Source organism: Mesorhizobium sp. M1169 (assembly GCF_040318345.1).
In the GTDB taxonomy this organism is placed as follows: Bacteria; Pseudomonadota; Alphaproteobacteria; order Rhizobiales; family Rhizobiaceae; genus Mesorhizobium.
Map to the genome: position 1 here is coordinate 22,507 of NZ_JAMYME010000039.1, position 26,716 is coordinate 49,222.

Consider the following 26,716-nt stretch of genomic DNA (forward strand, 5'->3'; position numbering starts at 1 on the left):
TTTTTGTTGCGGCCACCGTTGGGCAGGATCTAAGTGTTCGGCTCTGGGAGTGGGGGCATAATTGTCAGAATCCGAAAAGTCAGTCTTCCAAAGCGATCTACCGCTAAAGGAGAAGCTCGAGCGCGCCAGGATGGAGTTGCTCGACCTCTCCGCACGTAATCGCCTTTTGAACGTGCCCCGGTTTTCAAAGAGTGCGAAAACGATCGACATCGTCGATGAGCGGTCATCCGAGGTCTATCGATTGCTGGTGAATGAAGGGAAGGTCTTTACGTTCGTCGCAGGCAAGCCTGACAGACCAAAGGCTGGCCAAGAAGGCTCTGCTACGGAAGACGAGATCGACTACTCCCCCATTTCCCTTGCTCAGCCAGAGGACGATGAAGTGGACGACAGGGGAGTGTTTGCGCGACATTCAGACACCAAACTGCAGACGCGGATGACCCCCACCGGCTTGCAACGCCGGCTTCTCGATCTCCATCACGATGCCAGGACGCTAGAGGAGGAGCAGGGCGTCAACATCCTCTTTCTGGCTCTCGGGATGCTGAAGTGGATTGACCCGAACAACAAGGAAAACATCCGTCAAGCACCGCTCATTTTGGTGCCGGTCCGGCTCGAGCGAGGAACGGCTGGAGAGAAGTTTCGGCTGCGCGCCAGGCCAGAGGATCAGAGCGCGAACCTCTCCCTTGAGCTCTATCTGGATCGGATGCACAAGCTCGCCATGCCGAGCTTCGATGCGGGAGACGACTTCGACGCCTCAAAGTATCTCGATGCCGTGGCCGAAGCGGTTTCAACCAAAGAGGGTTGGGAGGTGCTCCGGGATGATATGGTGCTGGGCTTCTTCTCGTTCGCGAAGTTCTTGATGTACCGGGATCTTGATCCTGAGATCTGGCCCGAGGCCTCCAAGATAATCGAGCAGCCGAAGATCCGCTCGCTCCTTTCCGACGGCTTTGAAGCGCGCGAGCCGCTGATGTCTGACGACATCGCGATTGATCCGCACATTGCGCCAGCGGAGATGTTGCACATCGTCGACAGCGACAGTTCCCAGACACTTGCGATCCATGATGTCAGAAAGGGTCGCGACCTTGTGATCCAGGGCCCCCCAGGCACTGGCAAATCGCAGACGATTGCGAATGTTATCGCGTCGGCCGTGGCCGACGGAAAGACCGTCCTTTTTGTGGCTGAAAAAATGGCCGCGCTGGAGGTCGTGAAGCGCCGCCTCGACAATGCCGGGGTAGGGGACGTGTGCCTGGAACTCCACAGCAACAAGGCGAACAAGCGCATGATGCTGGAGGAACTGCGTCGTACCTGGCAGCTCGGATCGCCTCGAGGACAATTCCCATCTGCGCTGACCGATCAGTTGTCGCAGGCGCGCGACAGGCTCAATGCGCATGCCGACCGGATGCATGTTCCGTTCGGCGCATCCGCCCTGACGCCCTACCAGGTTTTCGGCCAGCTAACCCGGCTCAGGCAGAACGGGCAAAAACCCGTAGATATCGAGCTCGAGGGTGCCATCCATTGGACGAGTGAAGGCGTTTCGTCACGCCGGAAGCTTCTCGACGAGGTCTCTCAACGGATCAACGAAATCGGGCTACCCATCCACCATCCCTGGAGAGGGGTAGGCCTGGACGTCGTACTGCCGACCACGGTCGAGCGGCTCGTCCCGCGCATCGGGTCATTGCTCGATCAAGCGAAGGCTGTGCAGGCAAAACTGATCGACATTGCCGCGCGGACCGAGGCCGGGCCTTCGCGAATTCTCAGCGACAGCGGCGACATAGAAGATCGCGCAGAACTGCTTGCGTCCGCACCAGAGCTTCCCGCCGATGCGTTGGTCTCGCCGGTGTGGGACGACCATCCTAAGGAGATCTCATCGCTTCTTTGGACAGGATCGGATTTCGCCCGCAAATTCGAAGACGTTTCGCAGCATTTGGTGGCGACGGCGATCGACACCCCAATTGAAGGTCTCGAGGCAGAGCTTGCAAAGCTGCCATCGGAATTCCCGAAAGACGGTTTTGTCCGTGCGCACCAGCTGACCGTTCTGCTCCCGCGCTTGCGGGATGAAGCGGAGCGGCTGAACCAGGAGCTGGGATCAACGGTTGTACCGGACACGTTGGCAGGGCTGGTTAGATTGATCGTGACGGGAGAGAGAGTTGCGGCCGCCCCTGACGCGAGCCCTGAAGCGTTTGCCGCGACCGTTTGGGACACAGGACTTGAACAAGGGGCGGACCTTGCCGAGAGCGTCGCGACGCTTGAGGCAGTCCAAGCAGAGCTGAAGGGCAAAGTTGTCGATGCTGCCTGGAACACGGAGGTTGCACCGACAAGGCAAGCCCTCGCTAGTCACACGGGTCTGTTGAAGGCATTGAGCGGCGACTACCGTCGCGCCAAAGCCCTTCTGCGGTCCCTTCTAGTCGATCCTAACGCGCCGTCGACTGAGACAGTGCGTCTCCTAGACGTGTTGATGAAGGGGCAAGCGGCGGCCACGAAGGTTCGTGACGGTGACGCCTTTGGTCGTTCCGCCTTCGGAGCAGATTGGCGCCGGGAGAAATCCTCGTCGGCACCGCTCTTGGCTCTAGTGGAATGGATGCGCACGCTAAGGGGACTTGGCTCGGAACCGCGACTTATTGCTGGTCGGATGGCCGAGCGCTCTGAAGCGGGCGCGCGGGCGCTCCGGGTTCGCAAGGTGATCGATATCGGCCGGCCGATGATCGAGGGTTTCTGGAATGATCTCGGCCACCTCGCGCCGTCCATGCTGGGTGACGTGGCCTCCGCCGAAAGGGCTTCACTGCAGCTGATGGAAGTGAAGGCGCGATCCGTGGCTCAAGCGGACGAAGCGTCTCGAGAGGTTCTGGCCAGCCTTCCTGATCAGCTATCCGGTCGGGTGGAGCTCGTCCGACGACTGGGCGCCCTACAGAAGCTTGCTCAAGCGATCGATGCTGCTCACGGCATTGGCATGTCCGCATTTGGCTCGTCTTGGCTCGGGCGAGGATCCGACTGGGCCGCGCTTACGCAGGCCGAGCTCTGGTTGAAAAACAATACCGCACTCCGACATCTGGTCGCGCGTCTGCCTGACAGGGTCGAGATCGCAAAATCAGCTCGTGCAACGCGAGAAACGACCCAGGCCGCGGCACTGCGGTTGAAGGCGCTTGCGGACGATCTGAAAGCTGATGCTTCGTCTTTGTTCGGAGTAGGCGATTTCTCTGAGGTCGTGATTGCTGAGTTGATTGCCCGATTGGAGAGCTGGGTCGAGCATCAGGAACAGCTCTCGAAATGGGTTGCCTACGAAGAACGATCTGAGAGTGCCCGAAAGGCGGGACTAGGACAGTTGATCGGCGACCTGGCCAATGGCCAGGTTCCAACCGCATCGGCGCGATCGGTCTTCGACATGGCCTATTACGAGAAAATGCTGACGGCGATGGCGAACAAGGAGCCGGACCTCGGGAGGTTTGACGGCGAGCTACATTCGAGAGCTGTTCGCGACTTTGCGGATTTGGACCGGCAGAGGATCAAGGCTAGCGCCATCGAGGTCGTGACCGCGCATCATCGCAAGATCCCCTCAAGAGATGGCGGAGCTGGGCCTGTCGGTTTGCTTCGATCTGAGATGGCGCGCAGAAGAGGCCATATGCCTATCCGGCAGTTGATGCTGAGGGCAGGACCTGCTGTCCAGGCGTTGAAGCCGGTGTTCATGATGAGCCCACTTTCGGTGGCGCAGTTCTTGTCGCCCGGTCGAATGTCGTTCGACCTCCTGGTTATGGACGAAGCGTCTCAGATCCAGCCGGTGGACGCACTCGGCGCAATTGCCAGGGCGAACCAGGTAGTCGTCGTTGGCGATGAACGCCAGCTGCCACCGACGACATTCTTTGCGAAGATGACGGGCTCGCAATCTGAAGATGACGACGGCGAGGGTGCGCAAGTCGCTGACATCGAGAGCATTCTCGGGCTTTTCACAGCCCGTGGTTTGCCACAGCGCATGCTTCGCTGGCACTACCGCAGTCGACATCAATCGCTCATCGCCGTGTCGAATAGCCAGTTCTACGACAACCGGCTCTTCATCGTCCCAAGTCCGTATACCCAAGAGGCTGGTATGGGGCTGCGGTTCCATTACGTGCCGGACGGAGTGTTCGATTCAGGTGGGACAGGGACGAACCCGATCGAGGCGCGTGCCGTAGCAGAAGCGATCATTCGTCACGCGAAGTCCAATCCACAAGAGTCTCTTGGCGTTGCGACTTTTTCTGTCAGCCAACGCCGTGCGATCCAAGATGAGCTTGAAGCCCTGCGGCGGTTGAATCCGGACACCGAAGACTTCTTCCACGCCCATCCGAGTGAGCCGTTTTTCGTCAAGAACCTGGAGAACGTTCAAGGCGACGAGCGGGACGTGATCATGATCTCGGTGGGATACGCGAAGAATTCCCAGGGCTACATGGCCATGCGCTTCGGCCCACTCGGTTCGGAAGGCGGAGAACGTCGACTCAACGTTCTCATAAGCCGGGCTAAGCGTGCCTGTGAGGTGTACGCGTCGATAACAGATGAGGACATCGACCTCGAGCGCGGAAAGGGTAAGGGGGTCTTTGCCTTCAAGCTCTTTTTGCACTACGCGAGGACTGGACGCATCTCGCTTGCTCAGACGACGACCAGAGAGATGGATTCAATCTTTGAAGAACAGGTAGCCAACGCCTTGATTGAACGAGGCTATCAGGTCCATGCACAGGTGGGTATCGCGGGCTTCTTCATCGATCTGGCAGTTGCTGATCCGGAGCGGCCAGGGCGCTACCTGCTGGGCATCGAATGCGACGGTGCCGAGTATCACTCCTCGCGCTCCGCAAGAGATCGGGATCGGCTTCGCCAGGCTGTGCTCGAAGACCACGGCTGGATAATTCACCGCATCTGGAGTGCCGATTGGTTCCAGCGTCCGCGTGAACAGCTCGAGCGGACGGTGGCGGCGATCGAGGCTGCAACGAGAGAACTTGCTGAACGGGCGGAGTTGGGAAACCAGAGAAGCCGTGGGGCGGCCGTACAAGTCGTAACGGTCGACCGGGGTAACGTCACCGAAATCGCGTTGGAGACTACGAATGGAGCCGCGACACCAGATCGAGCCTACGCAGAAGCGAGTGTACAGAGACCGCCCGAGCGGTTTGAACTTCACGAGACGCCCACCGGTCTCCTGGCTGGGCTGGTCGAGCAAATCGTCGCCGCAGAGACGCCAGTCCATCTCGATGAGGTAGTATCGCGCATTCGGGATGCATGGGGCCTACAGCGGGCCGGCGGCAGGATTCAGGACGCGATTGAGCGTGGTCTTGTTATCGCCGAAGCGCGGGGAGTGGTGGCGCGTCGAGGCGACTTCTGCTTCAAACCGGGCGCGCCTATTCAGCTACGCGACCGCAGTGGTGTCATGTCCCCTGGATTGCGTAAGCCAGAAATGATCTCCTCGGAGGAAGTTGCCCAGGGTGCAATCGAGGTGGTGAGATCCAATCTCGGCGCGACGGAGGACGAAATCGCAACGAGCGTCTCGAGGATGCTGGGCTTCAAAGCCACGAGCGCGCAGCTGAGGCAATTGATTTCAGCGGCGGTCGCCGGTGCTGTTGCGAATGGATCGTTGCGGTACCAAGACGGCCTGCTGATAGACGGCGCAAACGGACAGTAAGAAATCAGCGAGGACGCGAGGGTGGACCGCCACCCTCGCCAGATCGTGGCGAACCTGGGGACAAACTCTGCCCTTGGCTGGAGGCTGAATGGCGTTTCGATTTGTTCATACGGCAGACGTTCATCTGGATTCACCGCTGCGTTCGCTAGCGTTGCGAAACCTCGAACTCGCAGAGCTCGTGGGAGACGCCAGCCGCCAAGCCTTCATTTCGATAGTGGATTTGTGCCTGGAGGAACGCGTGGATGCGCTGGTCATTGCGGGCGACCTCTACGATGGCGATCAGACTTCGATGAAGACTGCGCGGTTCATCGCGACACAGATCGGACGGCTGCACCAGGCTGGTATTAGGGTCTTCAAGATCCGCGGCAACCATGATGCCCTCTCACGCATCTCAAAACAGCTCGTGTTTCCGGACAGCGTGACTATTTTCGGCGGCCGCGCCCAATCGGTATTGCAGACTTCAGGTGGTCTGGATGTGATGTTCCATGGCCTGAGTTTTACGCATTCGAAGGCGCCAGAAAGTCTGTTGCCCAAGTACCCAACACCTCGTGAAGGCGCGGTCAATGTCGGTATCATGCATACCAGCATGGCCGGTTCGCTCGGTCACGACGTGTACGCGCCCTGCAGTGTGGCTGACTTGCACAATCATGGTTTCGACTACTGGGCGCTCGGACACATCCATGTTCGCCAGGTCTATCCAGGGGCACGCGCAACGGTCGTGATGCCGGGTATTCCGCAAGGCAGGGATATCAACGAGGCGGGCGAGAAATCGGCAACGCTTGTGACGATACGTGATCACGGTTCTGTTGAGATCGAGGAACGGCTGACCAGCGTCGCGCAGTTCGAACGCCTCAACATCGACCTTATCGGAACCGTTGAGTGGCCCGAAGTCGTCACGCGCATTCGAGACGCACTTGAACAGCTGCGATCCAATGTTCGATCGCGGCACGTTCTGGCTCGAGTCGATTTGAGCGGAGCGACACCGTTGTCGTGGCAGCTCATTCGCGACAGGGACCTCCTCCTTGCCGAAGCTCAACAGGTGGCCGGGCAACTGGGTGACACGTGGATCGAAAAGCTCGATCTCAACGTCCTTTCACCTGGGACCGAAGCAGTTGAGGACACCGCTGATCCAATTTATGAGCTAGCCGCGTCGATGCGCAGTGACGCCGCGTCCGAGGCGTTCCGCGCCGAGGCGAGGGCGTTCATTCAAAAGACAGTTGCCGAACTTCCGGCGGAAGGCCGCGACTTTGCTGGCAAGAGCGAAGCCGACCTCGACCTTTTCCTAGATACAGCGCTGGCCAGGGGCATTGACCAGGTCACCGCACGTCTCAAGGCTGGTGCCTCGTCATGAGACTGCGACGCCTTGACCTCGTTCGCTATGGGAAGTTCACCGATCGTACGATCGACTTTGGACCGAAGCCCACGTCCGGCCCTGATTTGCATATCGTGTTCGGTCTGAATGAGGCTGGCAAGTCGACCGCTCTTTCTGGCTTTCTCGACCTCTTGTTCGGGATCGAGGAGCGTAGCAAATACAACTTCATTCACGAGTATAGCGCCATGCGCCTTGGTGGAGTGCTCGAATTGGCAGGTCTGGAGCATTCATTTACCCGCACGAAACAGCGGAACAATTCGCTCCTTGATGCGACCGGCAAGCCGGTCAGTGAGATGGCAATCTCGGCACACCTCGCCGGCCTGTCTCGCGATGCCTACGCGACAATGTTTTCCTTGGATGACGAGACGCTGGAAGCCGGTGGAAAGGCGATCCTGGAATCGCGCGGTGATCTCGGCAAGCTGTTATTCACCGCCAGCGCAGGACTTGGCCATGCAAGCGATACGCTAAATGCCTTGGATGCAGAGGCCGACGCGCTACATCGCAAGCAGGCCCAAGGTACCGAGATCGCGCTGCTCAAGAGGCGGCTGGCCGACCTAAAAACTCGGAAGGATGATATCGACACACTTGCTTCGACCTACGAAGGACTGGAGGCTGAACGTCGTGACGCGGCACAACAATACGACGCCCTGATCAACGAACGAGCGGTGCTGGCGAACCGGCTGGAGGCGATTGCGCGGTTCGAGCGTGCACGGCCGATGCTGGCAGATATTCGGCGCAAGCTCGTCCAATTAGACGGATTGCCGAAAACCGCTTCACCTACGCGCACTTGGGCGGGCTCGATCGCGGAGCTGATTGGTGACGATGCGAGCTTGAGAACGCGTTTGGCGGGCAATGTCGGCGAAGTTGAACGTCTGACGTCAAGCATTGCATTCCTCGACGTAGACGAGCTGATCTTGGGGGTCTCGGAGCGCATTAGAAGCTTGGCAGAGAGCAAGGTGCGCTATTCGTCGGCAGGCCTTGATTTGCCCACTCGCAAGTTCCAGCTGCAGATCCTCGACAACACCGTAGCGACTTGCCTTAGCGCGTTGGGACGCACTTCTGAACAGGATCCTGCGAAGCTACTTTTGCCAGCAGCGACGGTGGGCGTCTTGCGCACAATGATTGAGCAGCGATCCGGGATCGCCACGGCGGCAAGCGCTGCCCATGACGAAATTGCGGCTGCTATCGATGCGCTCCAATTGGCTCGACAGCGAGTTGGCGAAGAAAGAGCCGTGCCCGAATCCGTCAGAGCGAAGCTCAGTTCAGCATTGTCGAAGGCCCGCGCCAGCAACCAGTTCGCGGAAGTTGCGGCGGCCCGCGAGGAGGAAGATGCGGGTACAATACGATTCGAGGAGTTGCGGGCTCAGCTGCGGCCGTGGGCCGGCGATGCGAGCGCGCTCGCGAGCATCGCTGTTCCGAGCGCTGGGCAGATTGCTTCCTGGAAAATGGCCGCAACAGATTTAGCCAGAACCAGCTCGGTGATCGCCGAACGCCTTGAGGAATGTGAGAGCAATTCCACGAGGCAATCGGCACGACTCGAAGCATTTCGTGTGTCGATCGATGTGGCTGACGACGAAGCCGCTGCAGTGAGCCGACGAGCACGTGACGCAGCTTGGGAAACGCATAGGGCGGCGCTGACCAGCGAAACAGCTGATGACTTTGCTCTAGCGCTAGCCCGCGACGATGGCGTCGGCACGGGCCGTCTAGCGAACGCGTCGGATTTGGCAGAGATACGCGCAACGACCAGGGCGCTTGGCGAAACTTCGGCGGATTTGTCTCGTTTGCGTCAACAATACGCGCAGCTTGCCCTCGATCTTGAAACCAAGATGGCTGAAGTCCGTCAGGCCGGCGGTGCGTTGCTGGAAGACGTGATCGAGCCATCACTAGAGCGCCTGGTACAGCGCTTGGACGATCGAATTGAGTTGCGTGCTGATGCACTCGGTGAATGGCGGCAGATCGAGCTCTCTCGGAAGAGGGCGGACCGGGCTGCCGAGGCGGGCGAGCAGATCCGACTGGAACTTATCAGGGCGTTGACGAGCGTCGGAATAGTACCGGCGCCGCATGACACGCTTGAAGCCGCTATGGCCCTCGCGGAATTGTTTCTAGAGCGGCAGCGCAAGTTAGACGCAGAATACGCTGAAGCACTAAGAACCGTGAATGGCAGGGAGGAGGATCTTACCGTCAGGCGTCGGGCCCTCGCCATGGCGGAGCGGCGCGAGGAGGAGTGGCTCGCCACGACAGGTGAGACGCTCAAGGGAACTTGGCTCGAGAGCGGCGTATCCGCTTCCGGCTTAAGCACAGTGCTCGAACAGTTGAGTAATCTGGCCAAAAGCGTGCAAGAGCGAGACGCCCTTCAGCTGCGCATCGACAAAATGGAAGCTGACAGGGCCGATTTCCTCAGTGAGGTCAGCTCTATCGCAGCAGATCTGGGAGAGGCTACGAAGGATGGAGAGCCGGAGCAGTTAGCGGTTCGCGTTGGCGACCGCTTGGATCGCGCTGAAAGGGCGCGTGACTCGAAGGCAGGCTTTTTGGCCGATCTCAAACGCTTGCAAGGCGAGCGCAATGTCCTCGACAATGAGACTTCGGTCCATGAGTGCCGCAAGAATGAGGTGCTGATCGCGTTCGGCGTCGAAACCTTAACCGATGTGGCGCACCGCGACGAGTTGCTGCGCGAGAGGGATCGTCTGCGCACCAGCGTGGCCGAGCTTGAGGATCGCGTGGCGGCTGAACTTTCATTGGAGAAGTTTGAGCAGGCCCGCTCGGTCCTTGACGAAATCGACTTCGACGGCCTTGCGATCGAGAAGGGACAAGGCGAGCAGAGGCTCCAGCAGCTAGACAGCTTCCTCCAACAACAGCTGATCCGACAAACGCGCGCTGCGGATAAGATTGACGAGATTGGAGGCGACGGCGCTGTCGCTCGGCTCGACGCCGAACGCCGAACCATTCTGCTGGAAATCGAGGACAGCGCGGTTCGCTATATTGAACTGAAGCTCGGCATCATGTCAGCCGGGAATGCTCTGCGCGCCTATCGCGAGCGCCACCGGTCAGGAATGATGGCGCGTGCATCGGACGCTTTCAAGCTGATGACGCAAGGCCAGCATTCTGGCCTCACGACGCAGCCCGTGAAGGGTGGCGAGGTCCTGATCGCGATGCAGCGCGACGGCCAATCCAAGGTCGCCGATGCGCTGTCAAAAGGCGCGCGGTTTCAGCTCTATCTGGCCCTGAGACTCGCTGGATATTACGAATTCGCGCAATTCCGACAGTCGGTCCCATTCGTCGCGGACGACATCATGGAGACGTTCGACCATATCCGGTCTGAAGAAGTGTTCAGGCTTTTCGGCGAAATGGCGGGCATGGGTCAGGTGATATATCTAACGCATCACAAGCATTTATGCGAAATCGCCAAGGCAGTTGTGCCAGGGACTACCATCCACCAACTCGAATAGGATGGCCGCCCAAACAGCGTCTTCCAATCTACAAGGAAATCGCTTGGCGTTGCCGCGCTGCCGGGAATTGCGGCTTCTTACCCCTAGCCTTGCTTGCCAAGATCCCCCGGCAACTTTGCGCCTCATTTCGGTCGTCCGCATCACCCGCTCTTCTTATAGAAGTCGGATGCTTCGCCATTGACCACGTCCGGAAACGCCAGGAGCGGACGTTACAAAACAAAGCAACGCCGCAATACCCCGCCATCAGGTGATTTGATACTTGAGTCGACGTTGTACGAAGGCTGGCCGCGACCCTTCGAGCACCCTTACGATATGGCCATTGGTGTTCGGGTTCTCGATCGCGCCGCAATCATAGCTGAACCTGTAACCGTTCACCTTGTCCAACCGGACATAGACGATTTGTTCGGCGTCGGCTCCGATCGCGAGGTTTGGGTTATGCGTCACCAATATGACCTGCCGGGTTTTCTTCGCGTCGCGAATACACCTTGCGAGTACCGCGAATATGCTGTCGTTGTCGAGATTGTCTTCGGGTTGGTCGATGATGAGGGGCGAGCTGTCGGTGTCTAGGTGTAGGTAGAAGACCAGCAGCAGAAGCCCCTTCTCTCCGGGGGAAAGCTGGTTCAGGTCTTTGCCTCCCAGTCTCAACTCGTACCGGGGTTCGAAGTATCCGAGGGAATAAAGGAAGTCGTAGAATTTCTTGACGTCTTTGGTCTGCCGTCTGATGCCACCGGATTTCATCGATCCGACCACATCGTGCACAAAGGCAAAGATGCTTTCGAAGGAGTTCCAGTCGACTATCGATAGCTTCTGTTGAAGGGCGCGCGCGCCTTCCGCGACTCCGCGGAAGGGGCCGCTCACGTTTTGGTTCAGATGGTTGAAGAATTCATCACCGAACTTGGGAGACGGTACAAAAGACGCGTCGATCGACACCTTGAAGTCCCCGGTACTCACTGCGGTGAGCCGCGACTCAACCTTGGTTTTCAAACCCTCGTAAAACGTTCTTATCTTGTGCTTGCTTTCGAAGAGGGTCAAGCAAAGTGCCTTACGGTCCTCAAACGCCTTGGACAATTCACCCGGCAGATCGTTGTCGATCCGGGCAATGCGGGCCTCTAGTTCCGCGATCGTCCCTAATTTCGGCGAGGCCTTTTGACCGACGATATCGCTGATCTGCTCGGATATTTCGCGGACGGCCTGCACATACCTTTGATAACGCTGTTGAGGTGCCGAGAGAGCGGCGCGCGTCTCGGCAATGCGATCGGCAATATATTTCTGCGCAGCACGAAGCTCGGGTGCACTGGCGACTTTGGAAAGATCGGCCTTTGAATCGAAAACAATGGCGCTCTCGCGCTCAATCTGAGCGATTTCTTCGTTCGCATCCTCAATCTTCTTCGTGACTTCTTCGAGGTTAACGGTAATACGGATGACCTGATCAACATCTAAGCCGAGAGCGCTATACTTAGTTTTAAAAGCCTCCTTGTCGCCTTGCACACGGTTTTTCAGGGCATTTACGGCGTCCTTGAATTCACTGGCCTCTTGCAGGGTAGTCTTGTGCCAGCCGAGCCGCGTGACGGCGCTCTTTTCACGCGCAGAAAGGTCATCCAGCAACCGGGTTTGTGACGCGATTTCTTCTGTCGCCGCTTCCTGTTCCGCACTCTGAGCAGCCGGGGCAGCTTCCTCCGGAGGCTTCGACGCTTCGAGTGCGAACACCTGCTTCTGAAGGACCCCTAGTTCCGCCTGCAGTTTGGTCTTGAATGCAGGTTCGCTCTGGTCCTCGAGTTCGAGAATCCTGATGTTGAGTTCCCGCAGCTTCGTTTTGATCTGGCTAGCTTCCTGTCGACTGTTCAACGTCTTCCGTTCTTCGAGATCGCGGAAGCTCTTGGCGTCCATCTTGTCGCTGATGTCGACGTGTGAAAATACGACGTCTTCGATTTCCCGGCGCAGCGCCTGGACTTCGATTTCGTTCGTCAGGCTCTCGAAGTAGTTCTGTGGTAGGTATTTGACCGCCTCCGGCTCGAGTTCATCGACATCATCGCTCAGTGTCCGTTCAACAACGCTCCCACTCTTCCATACGAGACGACCCGAAAAATTCTCGGCGAAGCCGGGCCGCTTGAATTTCTTGTTCGTCTGACTGTCGGTTAGAAACGAGAAATATTTCGCTTGGCGAGTATTTCCGAGCAGCGCGACAATGTCCGCGACGGCGCTTTTGCCGCTTCCCTTGTTGCCGATTATGGCAGTCAGTTCAGGGTTGAACGGGATTTCGACGTTCCGAAACCAGGTGCCGTTATGATCGGCATAGGTGGCGAGGGCATTGATCTCCAGCCTGTCGATGAACTGCGTCGCCTCTCGCTCGAGCCGGACGAGAACGGTTGGACGGTCTCCAACAAAGACGCGATGTTCTGGTTCAAAGATCGTCTGCCGGAGACCTCGGAAAGTCAGATTGGCCTTGATCCAGGTCGATTGATAGCTCGGCTCGTCACCTGTCAAACGTCCGAGGTCCTCGAAGGAATGAGCGTCACTGGCGTCATAGAGGGGCTTAGGCTCGGACTTCGACCCGTCCTCGTACCGAGAGTCGCTCAGGAAGAATGCCGTGCTGTTCGACTTCCCAAAGAAGGCGCTACTGATCCTGTCGAGTTCATCGGAAATGGATTTGCTACGCTGGGAATTTTTGGCGGTACCGCGTAGGCCATCGTTTCCGGCGGCGGTGACGATAATGTATTGCTCCGGCGCGAAGCATCCTTTTAGCGAGTCCTTAACATCATGTATGCTGACGGTCGCCGCAGCGTAGTTCGCAGACGTCAGTTCACTGCAGCGTAACCGTCTGCCACCAACGGATATGTGCGTTTCGAGGTCGTTGAGGAATTTACTCAAGGCTTCGGCCGTCGCGACAGCCGGGTCTACCAGAACATGCGCGTTGACGTTTTTGCCGTCGATGCTGACCGTCTCGGTCAAACGCAGCTCTAGGTTCGGGATCACTAGCTTGGTCGAGTCCGGATACGATTGGCGATACCACTTGACGGTGTTCAGGTAGCCGTCGAATGAAAAATAGTCCGTTATGCCAAAGGCCTTGACCTCGGATTGTTCGAGAATAGCCACGAAGCGTTTCCACGTCGCGTCCTCCGGTTTGCCATATCCGCAAGAGAGCTTCGTACCGGGCGCGTGTAAATGCAGATCCCACTTAAGCCACTGCGACCCTCGATGAGCCTCTCGTTTGGCAGCACGCGGCGTTGAGGACACACTCATCCGAAGCACTCCAGGTGACGGGGTTTCCGATCCGAAAAAGCCTTGCCTGTCGTCCGGCAGGATCACGAATCGGCGCCCAGATGAACGCGCGGGTACAATCTAGTCGGATGAAAAAATCAATCAAGGCGTGTTCTCATGACCTTGGAGCACAAGTCACCGCCTGTCGCCGAAAGATAAAAGCAGTGCTAGAAACAAAAGGCGGGCATGCAGCCGCCGCTGCCTATCCAGGTCCACGAGGTTGCTAGGCGTGTTCTTGTGGTTTCCAACTTCCGCAAAAAAAGCCGACTGACGGGGTGACATTCGGCTCCGAAACGCTGCCTCAGTTGAGCAATGGCACCCCGTTGCCGAAAAGCGTGACGTCCGTTATCGGCCTCAGCGGCCAGAAGCAACTCGCTCGTAAAATCCTGACAGCATGTCACGCCCGCCGCGACATTGCCGATCCCGACATGCTCGGCAGATACGAAAGCCGGCTGCGCCTGTCGGCGGCACCGCTCTATCATGCCACCAACATGCTTGTCGCTCTCTACTCAGGCGAGCACCCGGCGGCACGGCTTGCAAGACATGCAGGGCTTCGCTTTGCCCAATATCTTCCCTTTATCCGCCATGGCATTTCGGCCATGCTCAGGCGGTGAATCGCAGGCAGCGCTGCCGCTCTGGAACGCTATCTCGGCCCGGCTTCCTTTTGTCTCGCCGGGCGCGTTGATGCCGTTGGTAGGGCTGCTTCCATGGTGACGTTGCCGATCCTGGGATGATTCGGATCAAGGCACGCGTGCGGGCAAGAGCTCGATGGTCAGACGGCAAGGCCAAGAGGCAGACGTGCGCCCCGAAGACATGGTGAGCACACTGGTTATCCCCGCTGGATAGTTAACCCGTCCTTCAGTGGGCCTGCGTAGGCTTGTCCTCGCGAACAACGATGGGAGCAAGCTGGTCCGTCCATGGCCCCGAAGAATGAAGACACGCTGGAGGCCAAAATCCGTCAGGATCAGCTTGCTGACCTGAGGGCCGGCCTCTTCGTGTCGATGCCGATAAGCGCTATCCTGTCAGGCCTGATTTGGGCGGTGCACGCCCTTTCTGGCAGCGGCTTTGCCCCTGCAATTTGGTTCCTGGTCGTCAATGCGATAAATGCCGCCCGCCTTGCACTCGCGCGTTATCAGCTAAAGGAAACGGGGCGCCATGACGGATTAGTGGGGGTTTTGCCGCGGCTTCGCTGGTTTGGCATCCTTGCTCTTCTGGCAGGGTTTGCCTGGTCCTTCCTGGCCGTCCTGACTGTTGGATACACGACACCTCAAGCACCGCTGCATCTGGTCATTCTGGCGGGCATTTCAGCTGGTGCGGTTACATACGGCAGTTCGTATGCCGCGGCGGCGATCAACTTCATCACACCTCCGCTCCTCATCACGGTGGGTTGCCTTTTGGCGAAAGGCAATTTTGAAGACTACATTCTGGCTTTTACCGTTCTGCTCTTCATGGGCGGCTTGGTTCGAGCTTCGTTTGTTGGGCAAGCACGGTTCCGCGAAGCGAGCCGCCTGAGGCATGAGGCCGAGCGGCTTGCGGCGGAGATGAAGGCCAGTTCCAGGCAGGACCACCTGACGGCCCTTCTCAACAGGCGTGGCCTCGAAGACGCTATCGGACGGTTCGAGACCGCGGATGGCCCCTTCGTGGCAATGCTGGTTGACCTGGACGGGTTCAAATCCGTCAACGATACCTACGGTCACAGGACCGGTGATGAACTGCTTGTCAGGATCGCCCGCCGCATAGAGGAGGAAGCACCGGAAGGCTCAACGCTCGCTCGTATCGGCGGCGATGAATTCGTGCTGTTTTTTCCCTCAACGAGGGTTTCGCTTTCTGCCAATGATCTCGCCTCCAATATCATAGCAAAAATTGCCCGCCCCTATCGGGAGGTCGCGTCCGTCCGGGTCGGGGCATCAATAGGAATATACCTGGCGGAAAGCCCGGGCCTGACCGAAATGTTGTTGCGGGCGGATATCGCCCTTTATACGGCCAAGCGTCGTGGCAGGAACGAATTTTGCCTGTTCGATGCCGAACTCGACAGGGAACTGCAACGCCGCCAGTCCGTCGAACGGGACCTTCATTCGGCGATAAAGACGAGAAGCTTGCAACCTTGGTTCCAGCCGATCGTGAAACTCGACACCGAGGCCGTGGTCGGTTTTGAAGCCTTGCTGAGGTGGTCCCATCCGATTCATGGTGCCATCTCTCCACCCGAAATCATCACAGCTGCACGCGAAACCGGAATGCTTCAGCTGCTGACGCAAACCGTATTCGCCGACTGTTGTGCTTTTATCGACGGTTTGGTGAAAGCTGACTGTCGTGATCTCCGTGTGGCGATGAATGTTTCGCCGCGCGAACTGGAAGCCGGCGATATCGACGACATGGTTTTGGATGGTCTGGCGGCAAAAGGCCTCCCTGCAACGATGTTCGAAATCGAGATTACCGAAGAATCCCCGGTGGACCCGGACAGAGTGGATGAAAAGCTCGGACGGCTTTCACATGCCGGCATTTCCATCGCGCTCGATGACTTCGGCACCGGCTTTTCCACGTTGGCATCGCTCAAGGACAGTCGGATACGCAAGGTGAAAATAGACCAGGGCTTCATTCGCGGCTTGGCTAAGTCCCGAGAGGACCGACTGCTTGTCAAATCGGTCATCGATCTCGGTAACATGCTCGGGATCGAGGTCATGGCCGAGGGCGTCGAAACAGAGGCGGATCGGCAAACCCTGCACAAGCTTGGCTGCCGAACCGCTCAAGGCTTCCTGTTCTCCAAGGCTGTGCCTCTGAGCCAAGCACTGGAAATGGCAGTCAAACAGCACGCGAACCAGTTGTGACCGCTCCCGCCGCGCCGTCTCTCGCGGCCGTGCGCTCATGAGTGACGGGTATCTGAACTTCCTTGTTTGAAGAGCATGACAATCCGTGCTGTGCGTCAGCCGGCGAACAGTTCCTTGTAGCCGGTCGTCACCATCCAGTTCGCCCGGTCGATATGGCTGCGAAGAGCCTTGCGGGCGCGGACCGGTTCAAGGGCCGGGTCGATGCCTAGAATGAGATCGGCCATCTCCTCTTCGCTGGCATTGTCGGCGCAGGCATCCAGGATCCGCAGGTAGATCGTGAAATGCTGCCTGTCGTAGCTCGTGAGGTTATCCGACCAGGGGACTTCGTCACACAGAGTTGAGCTTCGAGTCTCATCTGTTCCCATTGATCGATTCATGCCTGTTGCGAGCCTCGGCTGTTGAGCGCTGGATGCAACGCAGCATATCCCAAAATGGGATAATCCGAAACCGGGATTAGTCGCTGATCCGGTCTTTACCCGACCGGTTCGCCTACATGCCCAAGTCTCTTCGATCGCCCCGCCACCAGCGGTTTCTGGCCCAGTTGGTTTCCCTGCGCAAGGCCAAAGGCCTGACTCAGGCGCAGGTGGCCGAGAAACTTGATCGTCCCCAATCCTTCGTGGCCAAGTACGAGGGTGGAGAGCGGCGTCTCGACGTCATCGAGTTTCTCGACTTAACTGCGGCGCTTGACGCTGATCCGTGCGAGATTCTGTCCAGCCTGCGGGCTAACGGGCGCCTGCGCGTCTAACGGCTCGCGCCGGTACCGTGAACCGAGCGCGCTTTTCTTCGGCAAGCTGCCATTCCGCTGCGGGTGGGTCTTTACCAAGCCATGCCGATATAGGATAATAATCCTAGGTGGGGCGATTCCTCAACGGAGATCGCAATGGCTAGGACCAAACTTTCCAAGCAGCTTTCACAGGCTGAAATCGAGCGCTTTCTCGCGGAGGCGGAACGGCTGCACCAGAGCATCGTCCAGCCGCTTCTATCACCTACCAGCAACCATTACCGGGCTCTCCAACGCACCCATGAAGCGCTGTTGAAGACGGTGAAGGATATCACCGGTAAGGATGCGCCGTTCATTCAATGGTTCGGAACAGGACCGGTGAATTAGACCAGACTTATAGACTCCAGGCTGCAAACGTCGCATTCTCTCTTCGGGGAGAAGGGGCGTGGGCAACCATCGCTATCAAGACAATCGGTACAACCGTCGCAGGTATGGCGAGCGCCATCGTTCGAAGGACGTTCCGTTGTGGGCAAAGATCGTTGCTGGTGGAACAATCCTGGCTGGCTTTCTTGCCTTCGAAATCGGCCCTGCCGCTCTCGGCTGCAACATCAAAGCCAATATCAGCTACAACACGGGCGAGCGCATCTATCATGTTCCCGGACAGGAATATTACTGGGAGACGCGCATCAACCTGTTGAAAGGCGAGCGCTGGTTTTGTTCGGAGGAAGCCGCGCGCAAGGCTGGGTGGCGGAAGTCTCGGGTCTGAGCGTCCGTGGTAAATGCTTGCGAAAATGCTGCATCGCACATGTTTTCGGTGCAGCATTCATTTGAAGTATTTATCGCGATCCGTTCGAAAAATCTGTCCAGCCTGCCGTCCTGGCGGGCGCCCGCGCGCCTGACGACGCGCACCAGGTGCTCGTGAACCGAGCCCGCTTTTCTTCGGCAAGCTCAGGCGGTCTCGGCCATTCGGCTTCGCCCCTTGGCGTGGGCAGCCCTTCGGGCTGTGACGGCCGCCGCCCTTGCGGGCGGCGCGGTTTGTCTGTTGGCCTTTCCCGGTGGCGCGGGGTGGGCGGCACTCCCTTCTAGGCCCGCCGCGGCAGCCCGCAACCCTTCGCGTGCCGCTCAGGGTCCTCCTCTTCGTTCCGGTCCTTCGGATGCGGTCCGCCTCCCACGGCGGGCCTTTCCGGTCGCGACTCGCCGCCCACCCCGCTTCCGGGGATAGGCGCGGCGATTGGCGAGCGGAGGATGAGACGATGCATGCAAACAGCAAGCGTACCGCCAGCGGAGAGGCTGGCGCAGGCAAGGGCGGGCGCCCCGGCGCCAGCCTTTATCAGGAGATCACAGACCGCATCATTGCCGAGCTGGAGCGCGGCACCGTGCCATGGGTCAAGCCATGGGGCAGCGCAAAGGCAGGCCTTGGCCTGCCGAAGAATGCGTCCACGGGGCGCACCTATTCCGGAATCAATATCCTCATCCTGTGGGGCGCGGTGATCGAGCGCAGCTATCCCAGCCAGAACTGGCTCACCTTCCGGCAGGCGCTCGTGCTTGGCGGCAATGTCAGGAAGGGCGAGCGCGGCACGACCATCGTGCATGCCGACCGCTTTGTCCCCAAGGACGAGAAGGAGCGCGCACGCCACGAGGGCGATGAACCACAGGCCGTGCCTTTTTTGAAGCGCTTCACCGTCTTCAATGTCGCGCAGTGCGATAATCTTCCGGAAGACCTCTATGCCGCCGCCGAGCCGCTGCCTCAGTGCGAGATCGTGCCGCAGGCCGAGACGCTCATTCGCGCCAGCGGTGCGGATTTCAGGGTCGGCGGCGATCGCGCTTTCTACATGCCGGGCAGCGACCACATTCAGGTGCCGCCGCAGCCGGCGTTCCATCACCAGATCGACTATTACCGGACCTGCTTTCACGAGCTTGGCCACTGGACCGGCCACCCGACGCGGCTTGCTCGCGACCTCTCCGGCTCGTTCGGCTCCAAGGCTTACGCGCGTGAAGAATTGGTCGCCGAAATCACTGCCGCCTTCGTCTGCAGCAATCTCGGTATCGAGCCGACCGTGCGTCATGCCGATTACATCGGCTCATGGCTGAAGGTGCTGCGCGAGGACAACCGCGCGATCTTCCGTGCCGCCAGTCTTGCCTCCAAGGCCGCCGATTTCCTGCTTGGCCTTCAGGCCGATGCCGAAGGCGAGGCGCAGGAAGGGATTGCGGCATGACGATGCGCGATCCTCAACTGACCGCGACCGAGCCGACGCCGCAAGGCGAGCAGATGCTCATTCCTGGTGTTCGGCCGATAACCACGCGCGATCGGCTCACCCTTCTGATGGACGCGCCGATGTGTCCGCGCGCGGCGCAAAAGCCGCTCGATATCGGCCTCTTCGATGAAGCCAGCAGAAATCAACTCGACCTGTTCTGACAAGGAGTCTTTCCATGATCCTGATCACCGATCCACTGTGCGCACGACTGCTCGCCAATAGCGCCGCCGACGCCGACATCGACCATTTTCCCGTTGTGAAACTGTTTAATCCCACAGGTGCCGCGACGTGGCTTCTGAGCGAACTTGATGCCGATGGCGACACGCTGTTCGGTCTTTGCGATCTCGGCTTCGGCTTCCCCGAACTCGGCAGCGTCAGTCTGGCCGAGCTTGCATCCGTAAAAGGTCCGCTTGGCCTCGGCATCGAGCGCGACCTGCATTTCCACGCGCGCTTTACGCTCTCCGTCTATGCCGAAGCCGCCCGCATTTGCGGCCACATCACCGAGGCCGAGCGACTTCTGCGGCAGGCAGCAGACGCCCTTTCAAAGCCCCATTCCGAGCTTCCGCCCGACACGGCGGAACAGCAGCGCCGATAGGGGCAAAAACCGTCCCGCCGCGCCGGCCTTCGGCCGCTGCGGGGGGACAACCTCAACCAAAGCGAAGGAGAGTAACCATGCAGCTTGCCCACATCCCCTTGGATCAGCTCAATATTTCCGCGCTCAACATGCGCCATGGAAAACGCGCGCCCGACATATCCGACATCCTGCCCTCCGTGCGTGCGCGCGGCGTGCTGGTGCCACTCCTTGTGCGGCCGAACGGCCAGCCGGAAACCTTCGAGATCGTTGCCGGCAGGCGGCGCTATTTCGCCGCCAAATCGCTTGCCGACGAGCGCGGCGAAGGCGATCCCTTGCCCTGCGCCATCATGGAGGACGGTGACGACGCCGATGCGCTGGAAGCCTCGCTGATCGAAAACCTCGCCCGCCTCGATCCTGACGAAGTCTCGCAATGGGAGACGTATTCGCGGCTCGTCAGGCAAGGCCGCACCGTTCCAGACATCGCTGCGACCTTCGGCATCACTGACCTGAAGGTCAAACGCATTCTGGCGCTTGGCGACCTCTTGCCCAAAATCCGCGAAGCCTATCGCCGCGAGGAGATCGACGCCGAGACGGTGCGCCATCTCACCATGGCGTCCAAGGCGCAGCAGAAGGACTGGCTGGCACTCTGTGCCGATCCCGATCAATACGCGCCGCGTGGCTTTCAATTGAAGCAATGGCTGTTCGGCGGCCAGTCGATTTCCACCAAGATGGCGCTGTTTGCCATCGACGAATATCCCGGCCTGATCACCTCGGACCTGTTCGGCGAGGACAGCTATTTCGCCGATGCCGACCTGTTCTGGCAAAAGCAGAACGAAGCGATTGCCGCCAGACGCGACACCTATCTCAACGGCGGCTGGAGCGAGGTGGTGCTGCTGGAGCCGGGCCAGTATTTCCACCCATGGGACCACGAGAAGACCCCGAAGAAGAAGGGCGGCAAGGTCTTCATCGCGGTCACGTATCGCGGCGAGGTCGAGTGTCACGAGGGCTGGCTGCCACGCAAGGAAGCGGGCCGCGCCCGCGAGGGCGGTGAGCAAGAACAAACAGCCGCCAAGCCGCCGCGCCCCGAACTCACCGGCCCGATGCAGAACTATGTCGATCTGCATCGCCATGCTGCCGTGCGCGCCGCCATGCTCGACCATCCCGCCGTGGCGCTGCGCCTCGTCGTGGCGCACGCCATCACCGGTTCCGGCCTGTGGCAGGTGCGCCCCGAGCCGCAGCGCGCAGCCAACGAGACGGTGACTGCCAGCCTTGCCGGCTGCAAGGCTGAAGCGGCATTCGGCAAAAAGCGACGCGAAGTGTTGGCCCTGCTCGGATCACCGGATGAGGATGGCGTGGTCGCCGGCGGCAATGGCGACGCCTTTGCTATCGCCGGCGTGTTCGCCCGCCTCTTGGCGCTGTGCGACGACGATGTCATGCGCGTTCTCACCCTTGTCATGGCCGAGACGCTTGCAGCCGGCAGCGCCGTCATCGAGGCGCTCGGCAACCATCTGAACGTGGATATGGGCGCATGGTGGGAAGCGGACGATGCGTTCTTCGACCTCTTGCGCGACAAGGAAATCGCCAATTCGATGCTGGCCGAGGTCGGCGGCAAGCTGGTCGCCGACGGCAATGTCGCCGAGAAGGTCAAGACGCAAAAGAAGATCATCCGCGACTTCCTGGCGGGCGAGAATGGCCGCCTCAGGGTCGAGACCTGGCTGCCGCGCTGGATGAAATTCCCGGCCGAAAGCTACACCAGCCGCGGCGGTTTCCGCACCGCCGATCAGTGGGCACAAGTGCAGCCGCTGTTCGTCCGCGAATAATCGATCAGGACCCAAGCGGCGGTTCTTTCGAGTGCCGCCGCTCAGGTCGCGCGCGCCGCTCCGGACCGCGCCGGCTGCCGATCGGTCGTCTTGTCGAGCCGGTGCCGCGCGCGAGAAATCCCGACGCCAACTCGCCCCATTTCGGCAGCCCTGCACCACGCCGGGTTGCTTGCTGAGGCGCCAGGCGCATGGGGCCAATTGTCCGATCCGGTTGCCGACAGAGCCCGCGCAGCCAGCCCCCTGCATTGCCGCCCGCTCTTGTGCCACCGATCGCGCCACCTGTCTCCATGTGTCTCAGGGACCATTCCCCTGCGGCTGGCTTGACGACCTATGGGCGGATCCGGCCCGCCCGAAACCCTCGCCAGCAGCTTTTTTCCCCGCCGCCTGCGGCGGCTTCCTCGCGCCGCTTCGCTTCAAAAAAGCTGTCCGCTCGGGTCCTCCGCTATCGCTGCGGCCGTCCCGGTTCCGGCGGTCCGGACGCGCCCATCACGGTCCGCCATCGCAGGGGAATGGTCCCCGGCGAGCACCAAAAGGAGACTAAAATGACCGCGATCGGATACGTTACCAAACAGGAAAACGGCGGCTACAAGGGCCAGCTCAAGACGCTTAGCGTCCGCGCCGACATCGACATCGTGCCCAATCAGGCAAAGAGCGCCGACACCCATCCCGACTTTCGGGTGCTGACGCAAGGGGTCGAAGTAGGGGCCGGCTGGATCCGCACCGGCGAGACCTCCGGCAAGGACTATGTGAGCCTGTCGATTGCCGCCCCGGAGTTCGGTCCGCGCAAGCTCTACGCCAATCTCGGCCGCGCCGCCGGCCAGGACGACGACGACACATACGCCATCATCTGGAACCCGGTCGACTGAACCGCCAGCCTCGAGCCCCGCGCCGCCACCGGCGCGGGGCTCTTCTCAAGAAGGGGCGGCGAAAACTCGCCCCCCACTCTTCGCCCGTCCCCAAAACGATCTCGCTCGCCGATCCTCGCCTTCGCTTGTCCGTAACGAAACGAGGACCATCATGGACGACGAAAACGAACGCGCGGCCCGCGCGAAGAAGGGCAGTCCGTTTCTCAACACCGCGCAGGCCGCCTTCTATATCGGGCTATCCCAGCGCACGCTGGAGAAGATGCGGCTCAAGGGCGGTGGCCCGCAATTTCGCAAGCACGGCCGCTATGTCCGCTATCACATCGACGAGCTCGACGACTGGTCGAAGGGACGCGCGCAGGCGACCAGGCCCGAGGATGGCGGGCACAATTCCGGCTCGGCCGGTGAGGGAGGCCGCTCATGAGCCGGCGTCCCACTATCCGTCTGATCGGCAGCCATGTGCGGCGCATTCGGGCGCGCAAGACGATCGCCGTGGCCACAATAGGCCTCGGCCTGATCGGCTTCGCTGCTTTCGACAACCCATCGCCCTGGCTGGTCTGGAATGCCTCGGCCAGTGCGCCGGTCGGCCTCTATCGCCTCGCGTCCGGATCACCGGCTCGTGGCGATCTGGTGCTCGTGCGCCCGCCAAAACCGGTCGCCGATCTCGCCGCCGAACGCTTCTATCTGCCCAGCAATGTGCCGCTGGTCAAGCGCCTTGCCGCGCTGCCTGGCGAGCATGTCTGCGCCTTCGGCGACGCCATCATCATCGGCGGCGAGATTGTCGCGCGCCGGCTGGCAACCGACACGCAGCACCGTCCGCTGCCTTGGTGGAATGCCTGCCGCAAGCTCGCCGCCGACGAGTTTTTCCTGCTCGGCAACGATAGAAACCGCTCCTTCGACAGCCGCTATTTCGGGCCGGTGCCGGCCGAAAATATTGCCGGGAGGCTCGTGCCGCTATGGACCGAGTAACCCTCCTGATGCTGGGCATGGTCGCGATAGCGCCATGCGCCTGTTCCGCCGCGACCGACGCTCAGCCGGCCGCCATCTCCCGTGGTCCGCAGCTGGCAAGATGGCAGCCCTTGGTAGCCGAAGCAAGCCGGCGTTTCAGCATTCCACAGCCCTGGATTTATGCCGTCATGGATGCCGAAAGCCGGGGGCAGACAATGCTGGACGGACGGCCGATCGCCTCACACGCCGGCGCCATTGGCCTCATGCAGGTGATGCCCGGCACCTACGAGGAGATGCGCGCAGAGCTTGGCCTGGGGGCCGATCCGCACGACCCTCGCGACAACATTCTGGCAGGCACTGCCTATCTGCGCGCCATGTATGACCGCTTCGGCTTTCCCGGCCTGTTTGCCGCCTATAACGCTGGGCCGGACCGCTACGAACAGCATTTGCAGCGTGGGCGACCGCTGCCCAGCGAGACGGTTTCGTATTTGGAACAGCTCAAGGCTGCGGGGATCTCGGCCGCCGACATGGACGCGTTCACCGGCAAATCCCGTTCCGGAAAAGCGCCGGAAATCCCGTCCGCGCAGTCGCTGTTTTTCCTGCGAAACGGTGTTTCCGCGACCGATCCGAATGGCCAAATTGTGGTGCCGCTCGGATCGGAGCGAGCAAGGTCAGGCCGGCCGGATCGCAGGTGAGGGCAGGGGTACCGTGGGTCGGGCGGGGCAGGGAGGCAGGTCCGCGGAAGGCAAGATAAAGGCATCGCCTCCTGGAGGCGGCGAAGTCTTTGTCTGCACATCGTTTTTCATGGAGGCTGCCTTCAGCGTCAGGAGAGATTCTGCCGACAAAGCTTTGATTTTGCTCAAGATTACTAGGAGGCTCAATGCAGGATGAAGAGTTCAAGCCGAGCCTGGGCAAAATCGGATCGCGCGGCTCGAAGGCAGGCAAGCGTTTCGCCGGCCAGATCCGCGCCGCGATCAACCGAGCCGGCGGCGGCAGCGGTCGCCGTGGCCGCTTCATCGGAAGCCGGGCGGGGCGCGGCGGGGCTGCTGCCGCCGTTCTCAGAGCGCGCGACCCCCACGCGGCGTTTCGGCAGCGGCGCGCCGTCGTCAAGGCCCGTATCGTCAAGCTGGCCGGCAAGGGTGTTGACGGGGCACGTGCACACCTTCGCTACCTCCAGCGCGACGGCGTGACCCGCGAAGGCGAGCCTGGCGAGCTCTATAGCGCCGACAGCGACCGCGTCGATGGCAAGGCCTTCATCGATCGTGCCGATGGCGACCGGCATCAGTTCCGCTTCATCGTCGCCCCTGAAGACGGCATCGAGTATGATGACCTGAAGCCGCTCACGCGGCGCCTCATGGCGCAGATGGAAGAAGACCTCGGCACCAGGCTCGACTGGGTGGCCGTCGATCATTTCAACACTGGTCATCCGCATACCCATATTATCGTCCGCGGCAAGGACGACCGCGGCGAAAATCTTGTCATCGCGCGAGACTACATCTCGTCTGGAATCCGTGAACGGGCGGCCGAGCTGGTCAGCCTCGACCTTGGCCCGAGAACGGACCGCGAGATCGAGCAACGCCTGCGCCAGGAAATGGAGCGGGAACGCTTCACCAGCATCGATCGGCAGCTGCTCCGCATGCGCGACCATGAGGGGCATGTCTCACCGGCCAGCCGAGACACGTTTCGCCAGACGCTGCACCAGGGGCGCCTGCGTAAGCTCGAGCGGATGGGTCTGGCTGAGGAAGTCGGCTCGGGCCGCTGGCGCCTTGATGGCGAGCTTGAAGCGACGCTGCGCCGCATCGGCGAGCGGGGCGACATCATCAAGACCATGCACCGCGAACTGACCGGCAAGGGGCTCGCCCGCAGTGCCGCCGACTATGTTGTCCATGATCGATCTGCAGAGCCGATGCAGCCTGTCGTCGGCCGCATCGTTGCGCGCGGCCTGGCCGACGAAATCACTGACCGCCATTACCTCGTCGTCGACGGCGTGGACGGCAAAAGCCACTATGTTGATATCGGCAAAGGCGAGGCAACCCAACCGACGGCAGAGGGCTGCATAGTGCGGGTCACGCCGAGGGACACCGGGCCAAGGCAAGTCGACCGCACAATTGCCGAGATCGCCACGGCCCATGACGGGCGCTACAGCATCGATATCCATCTCAAGCATGACCAGTCGGCCACCGAACGTTTTGCCGAAACGCACGTGCGGCGACTGGAGGCGATCCGCCGGGCGACCGGTGGTGTCGAGCGCGAGCCGGACGGTACATGGACTATCGCGCCGGACCATCTCGACCGTGTGTCTGACTACGAGCGTCAGCGAGCGAGGGCCGAGCCGGTTGTCGTCGACAAGCTCTCATCAATGCTGCTGGAGAGCCAAGTCAGCTTCGACGGCGCCACCTGGCTCGATCGAGAGCTGGTTTCCGACACACCGGAGGCCTTGCACAGCTCTGGTTTCGGCCGCGATGTCCGAGAGGCGCAAGGCCGCCGACGGCAGTGGCTGATTGCGCAAGGTCTTGCTCGGGAAGAGCAGGACCGGATCGTCTATCGCGCCAACATGCTTTCGATCCTGCGTCAACGTGAGCTGAACCGTGTTGCCGGTCAACTGTCTGACGAACTCGGACTCTCGTATTCCGAAGCGCAGCCTGGTGATCGAATAGAGGGTCGATTGCGCCGCTCGATCGACCTTGCCAGCGGCAAGTACGTCATAGTCGAGAAGGCGCGCGAGTTCACGCTGGTACCATGGAGGCCAGTGCTTGATCGGTCTGTTGGCAAGGAGGTGTCTGGTGTCATGGGTGGCGAGGGGATTTCATGGATCATCGGCCGGCAGAGAAGCGGACCAAGCATTTCGTGACATGGCTACACAACTTCTTTTGCCCGCGTTGAAACAGGTACTCAGTCCGGACGGAGTTCGCCTGCTAATTGCCCGCGGCATTGATCTCGCGAGGGATAAATGGCTGGTCGTGCAAGACTTATCGTTCGCTCTACAAAATGCGCCGCGATGA

The 26,716-nt window shown here is 60.2% G+C and carries 18 protein-coding genes and 1 pseudogene; 17 read left to right on the forward strand and 2 right to left on the reverse strand.

Annotation, left to right across the window (positions count from 1 at the left end; genetic code table 11):
* Positions 1-61 precede the first annotated feature (61 nt).
* From NKH41_RS27410 to NKH41_RS27420, 3 genes are all read left to right on the forward strand, one after another.
* Positions 62-5,632 carry a DUF3320 domain-containing protein gene (locus tag NKH41_RS27410; RefSeq protein ID WP_352934767.1) on the forward strand — a complete coding sequence of 1,857 codons (5,571 nt, stop codon included), beginning with the start codon at positions 62-64 and terminating at the stop codon, positions 5,630-5,632.
* Between the two features lie 88 nt (positions 5,633-5,720).
* Positions 5,721-6,983, forward strand: a complete 1,263-nt coding sequence (locus NKH41_RS27415) for a metallophosphoesterase family protein (RefSeq protein WP_352934770.1) — start codon at positions 5,721-5,723, stop codon at positions 6,981-6,983.
* Positions 6,980-10,450, forward strand: coding sequence for an AAA family ATPase (locus NKH41_RS27420; protein WP_352934773.1), 3,471 nt, complete (start codon positions 6,980-6,982; stop codon positions 10,448-10,450). The genes NKH41_RS27415 and NKH41_RS27420 overlap by 4 nt, the downstream gene beginning before the upstream one ends.
* 243 nt (positions 10,451-10,693) lie before the next feature.
* On the opposite strand, the gene NKH41_RS27425 is transcribed toward NKH41_RS27420, so the two are convergent.
* Entirely contained in the window at positions 10,694-13,690 is a 2,997-nt protein-coding gene (locus NKH41_RS27425; RefSeq protein WP_352934796.1) for a TrlF family AAA-like ATPase, read from the reverse strand.
* A gap of 365 nt (positions 13,691-14,055) precedes the next feature.
* On the opposite strand from NKH41_RS27425, the pseudogene NKH41_RS27430 reads away from it, so the two are divergent.
* Positions 14,056-14,322 (forward strand): annotated as a pseudogene (locus NKH41_RS27430) (5-demethoxyubiquinol-8 5-hydroxylase UbiM); the annotation flags it as partial.
* A 303-nt stretch (positions 14,323-14,625) separates the two neighbouring features.
* Entirely contained in the window at positions 14,626-16,533 is a 1,908-nt protein-coding gene (locus NKH41_RS27435; protein WP_352818635.1) for a putative bifunctional diguanylate cyclase/phosphodiesterase, read from the forward strand.
* A 95-nt stretch (positions 16,534-16,628) separates the two neighbouring features.
* Here the strand turns inward: NKH41_RS27435 and NKH41_RS27440 are convergent, their stop codons facing one another.
* Positions 16,629-16,898 (reverse strand): DNA -binding domain-containing protein, encoded by a 270-nt coding sequence (locus NKH41_RS27440; protein WP_352934776.1) that lies wholly within the window; start codon positions 16,896-16,898, stop codon positions 16,629-16,631.
* Positions 16,899-17,026: 128 nt separating this feature from the next.
* On the opposite strand from NKH41_RS27440, the gene NKH41_RS27445 reads away from it, so the two are divergent.
* The 12 genes from NKH41_RS27445 to rlxS all read left to right on the forward strand — a co-directional run bounded on the left by NKH41_RS27445 (position 17,027) and on the right by rlxS (position 26,565).
* Complete coding sequence (locus tag NKH41_RS27445) at positions 17,027-17,278, forward strand: helix-turn-helix domain-containing protein (protein ID WP_023722035.1); 252 nt, start codon at positions 17,027-17,029, stop codon at positions 17,276-17,278.
* A 135-nt stretch (positions 17,279-17,413) separates the two neighbouring features.
* Positions 17,414-17,641 (forward strand): hypothetical protein, encoded by a 228-nt coding sequence (locus tag NKH41_RS27450; RefSeq protein WP_352453620.1) that lies wholly within the window; start codon positions 17,414-17,416, stop codon positions 17,639-17,641.
* A gap of 58 nt (positions 17,642-17,699) precedes the next feature.
* On the forward strand, positions 17,700-18,020 hold the full coding sequence (locus NKH41_RS27455; RefSeq protein ID WP_352468497.1) for a sunset domain-containing protein: 321 nt from the start codon (positions 17,700-17,702) through the stop codon (positions 18,018-18,020).
* Positions 18,021-18,507: 487 nt separating this feature from the next.
* Positions 18,508-19,470 (forward strand): ArdC family protein, encoded by a 963-nt coding sequence (locus NKH41_RS27460; RefSeq protein WP_352934779.1) that lies wholly within the window; start codon positions 18,508-18,510, stop codon positions 19,468-19,470.
* A complete protein-coding gene (locus NKH41_RS27465) occupies positions 19,467-19,670 on the forward strand; it encodes a hypothetical protein (RefSeq protein WP_352453623.1) in 204 nt (67 codons plus the stop codon). Before NKH41_RS27460 ends, NKH41_RS27465 begins: the two co-directional genes overlap by 4 nt.
* 14 nt (positions 19,671-19,684) lie before the next feature.
* On the forward strand, positions 19,685-20,104 hold the full coding sequence (locus tag NKH41_RS27470; RefSeq protein WP_352934781.1) for a DUF2958 domain-containing protein: 420 nt from the start codon (positions 19,685-19,687) through the stop codon (positions 20,102-20,104).
* 77 nt (positions 20,105-20,181) lie between these two features.
* Positions 20,182-21,903, forward strand: a complete 1,722-nt coding sequence (locus tag NKH41_RS27475) for a ParB/RepB/Spo0J family partition protein (protein WP_352934784.1) — start codon at positions 20,182-20,184, stop codon at positions 21,901-21,903.
* 542 nt (positions 21,904-22,445) lie between these two features.
* The gene (locus tag NKH41_RS27480) at positions 22,446-22,769 is read left to right on the forward strand and encodes a DUF736 domain-containing protein (RefSeq protein ID WP_023672372.1); all 324 of its coding nucleotides are present in this window, start codon (positions 22,446-22,448) and stop codon (positions 22,767-22,769) included.
* Positions 22,770-22,920: 151 nt separating this feature from the next.
* Entirely contained in the window at positions 22,921-23,190 is a 270-nt protein-coding gene (locus tag NKH41_RS27485; RefSeq protein WP_352474127.1) for a helix-turn-helix transcriptional regulator, read from the forward strand.
* Positions 23,187-23,735, forward strand: coding sequence for a signal peptidase I (gene lepB, locus NKH41_RS27490; RefSeq protein ID WP_352717944.1), 549 nt, complete (start codon positions 23,187-23,189; stop codon positions 23,733-23,735). Before NKH41_RS27485 ends, lepB begins: the two co-directional genes overlap by 4 nt.
* The gene (locus tag NKH41_RS27495; RefSeq protein WP_352934788.1) at positions 23,723-24,409 is read left to right on the forward strand and encodes a lytic transglycosylase domain-containing protein; all 687 of its coding nucleotides are present in this window, start codon (positions 23,723-23,725) and stop codon (positions 24,407-24,409) included. Before lepB ends, NKH41_RS27495 begins: the two co-directional genes overlap by 13 nt.
* A 185-nt stretch (positions 24,410-24,594) precedes the next feature.
* On the forward strand, positions 24,595-26,565 hold the full coding sequence (rlxS, locus tag NKH41_RS27500) for a relaxase/mobilization nuclease RlxS (RefSeq protein WP_352934791.1): 1,971 nt from the start codon (positions 24,595-24,597) through the stop codon (positions 26,563-26,565).
* The last annotated feature ends 151 nt before the right edge of the window (positions 26,566-26,716 follow it).

Excerpts from the sequence above, each read along its gene's own strand:
- NKH41_RS27415 (WP_352934770.1), top strand. The coding sequence starts at position 5,721 with ATGGCGTTTCGATTTGTTCATACGGCAGACGTTCATCTGGATTCACCG.
- NKH41_RS27420 (WP_352934773.1), top strand. The coding sequence starts at position 6,980 with ATGAGACTGCGACGCCTTGACCTCGTTCGCTATGGGAAGTTCACCGAT.
- NKH41_RS27425 (WP_352934796.1), bottom strand. The coding sequence starts at position 13,690 with ATGAGTGTGTCCTCAACGCCGCGTGCTGCCAAACGAGAGGCTCATCGA.
- NKH41_RS27435 (WP_352818635.1), top strand. The coding sequence starts at position 14,626 with ATGGCCCCGAAGAATGAAGACACGCTGGAGGCCAAAATCCGTCAGGAT.
- NKH41_RS27440 (WP_352934776.1), bottom strand. The coding sequence starts at position 16,898 with ATGGGAACAGATGAGACTCGAAGCTCAACTCTGTGTGACGAAGTCCCC.
- NKH41_RS27445 (WP_023722035.1), top strand. The coding sequence starts at position 17,027 with ATGCCCAAGTCTCTTCGATCGCCCCGCCACCAGCGGTTTCTGGCCCAG.
- NKH41_RS27450 (WP_352453620.1), top strand. The coding sequence starts at position 17,414 with ATGGCTAGGACCAAACTTTCCAAGCAGCTTTCACAGGCTGAAATCGAG.
- NKH41_RS27460 (WP_352934779.1), top strand. The coding sequence starts at position 18,508 with ATGCATGCAAACAGCAAGCGTACCGCCAGCGGAGAGGCTGGCGCAGGC.
- NKH41_RS27465 (WP_352453623.1), top strand. The coding sequence starts at position 19,467 with ATGACGATGCGCGATCCTCAACTGACCGCGACCGAGCCGACGCCGCAA.
- NKH41_RS27470 (WP_352934781.1), top strand. The coding sequence starts at position 19,685 with ATGATCCTGATCACCGATCCACTGTGCGCACGACTGCTCGCCAATAGC.
- NKH41_RS27475 (WP_352934784.1), top strand. The coding sequence starts at position 20,182 with ATGCAGCTTGCCCACATCCCCTTGGATCAGCTCAATATTTCCGCGCTC.
- NKH41_RS27480 (WP_023672372.1), top strand. The coding sequence starts at position 22,446 with ATGACCGCGATCGGATACGTTACCAAACAGGAAAACGGCGGCTACAAG.
- NKH41_RS27485 (WP_352474127.1), top strand. The coding sequence starts at position 22,921 with ATGGACGACGAAAACGAACGCGCGGCCCGCGCGAAGAAGGGCAGTCCG.
- lepB (WP_352717944.1), top strand. The coding sequence starts at position 23,187 with ATGAGCCGGCGTCCCACTATCCGTCTGATCGGCAGCCATGTGCGGCGC.
- NKH41_RS27495 (WP_352934788.1), top strand. The coding sequence starts at position 23,723 with ATGGACCGAGTAACCCTCCTGATGCTGGGCATGGTCGCGATAGCGCCA.
- rlxS (WP_352934791.1), top strand. The coding sequence starts at position 24,595 with ATGCAGGATGAAGAGTTCAAGCCGAGCCTGGGCAAAATCGGATCGCGC.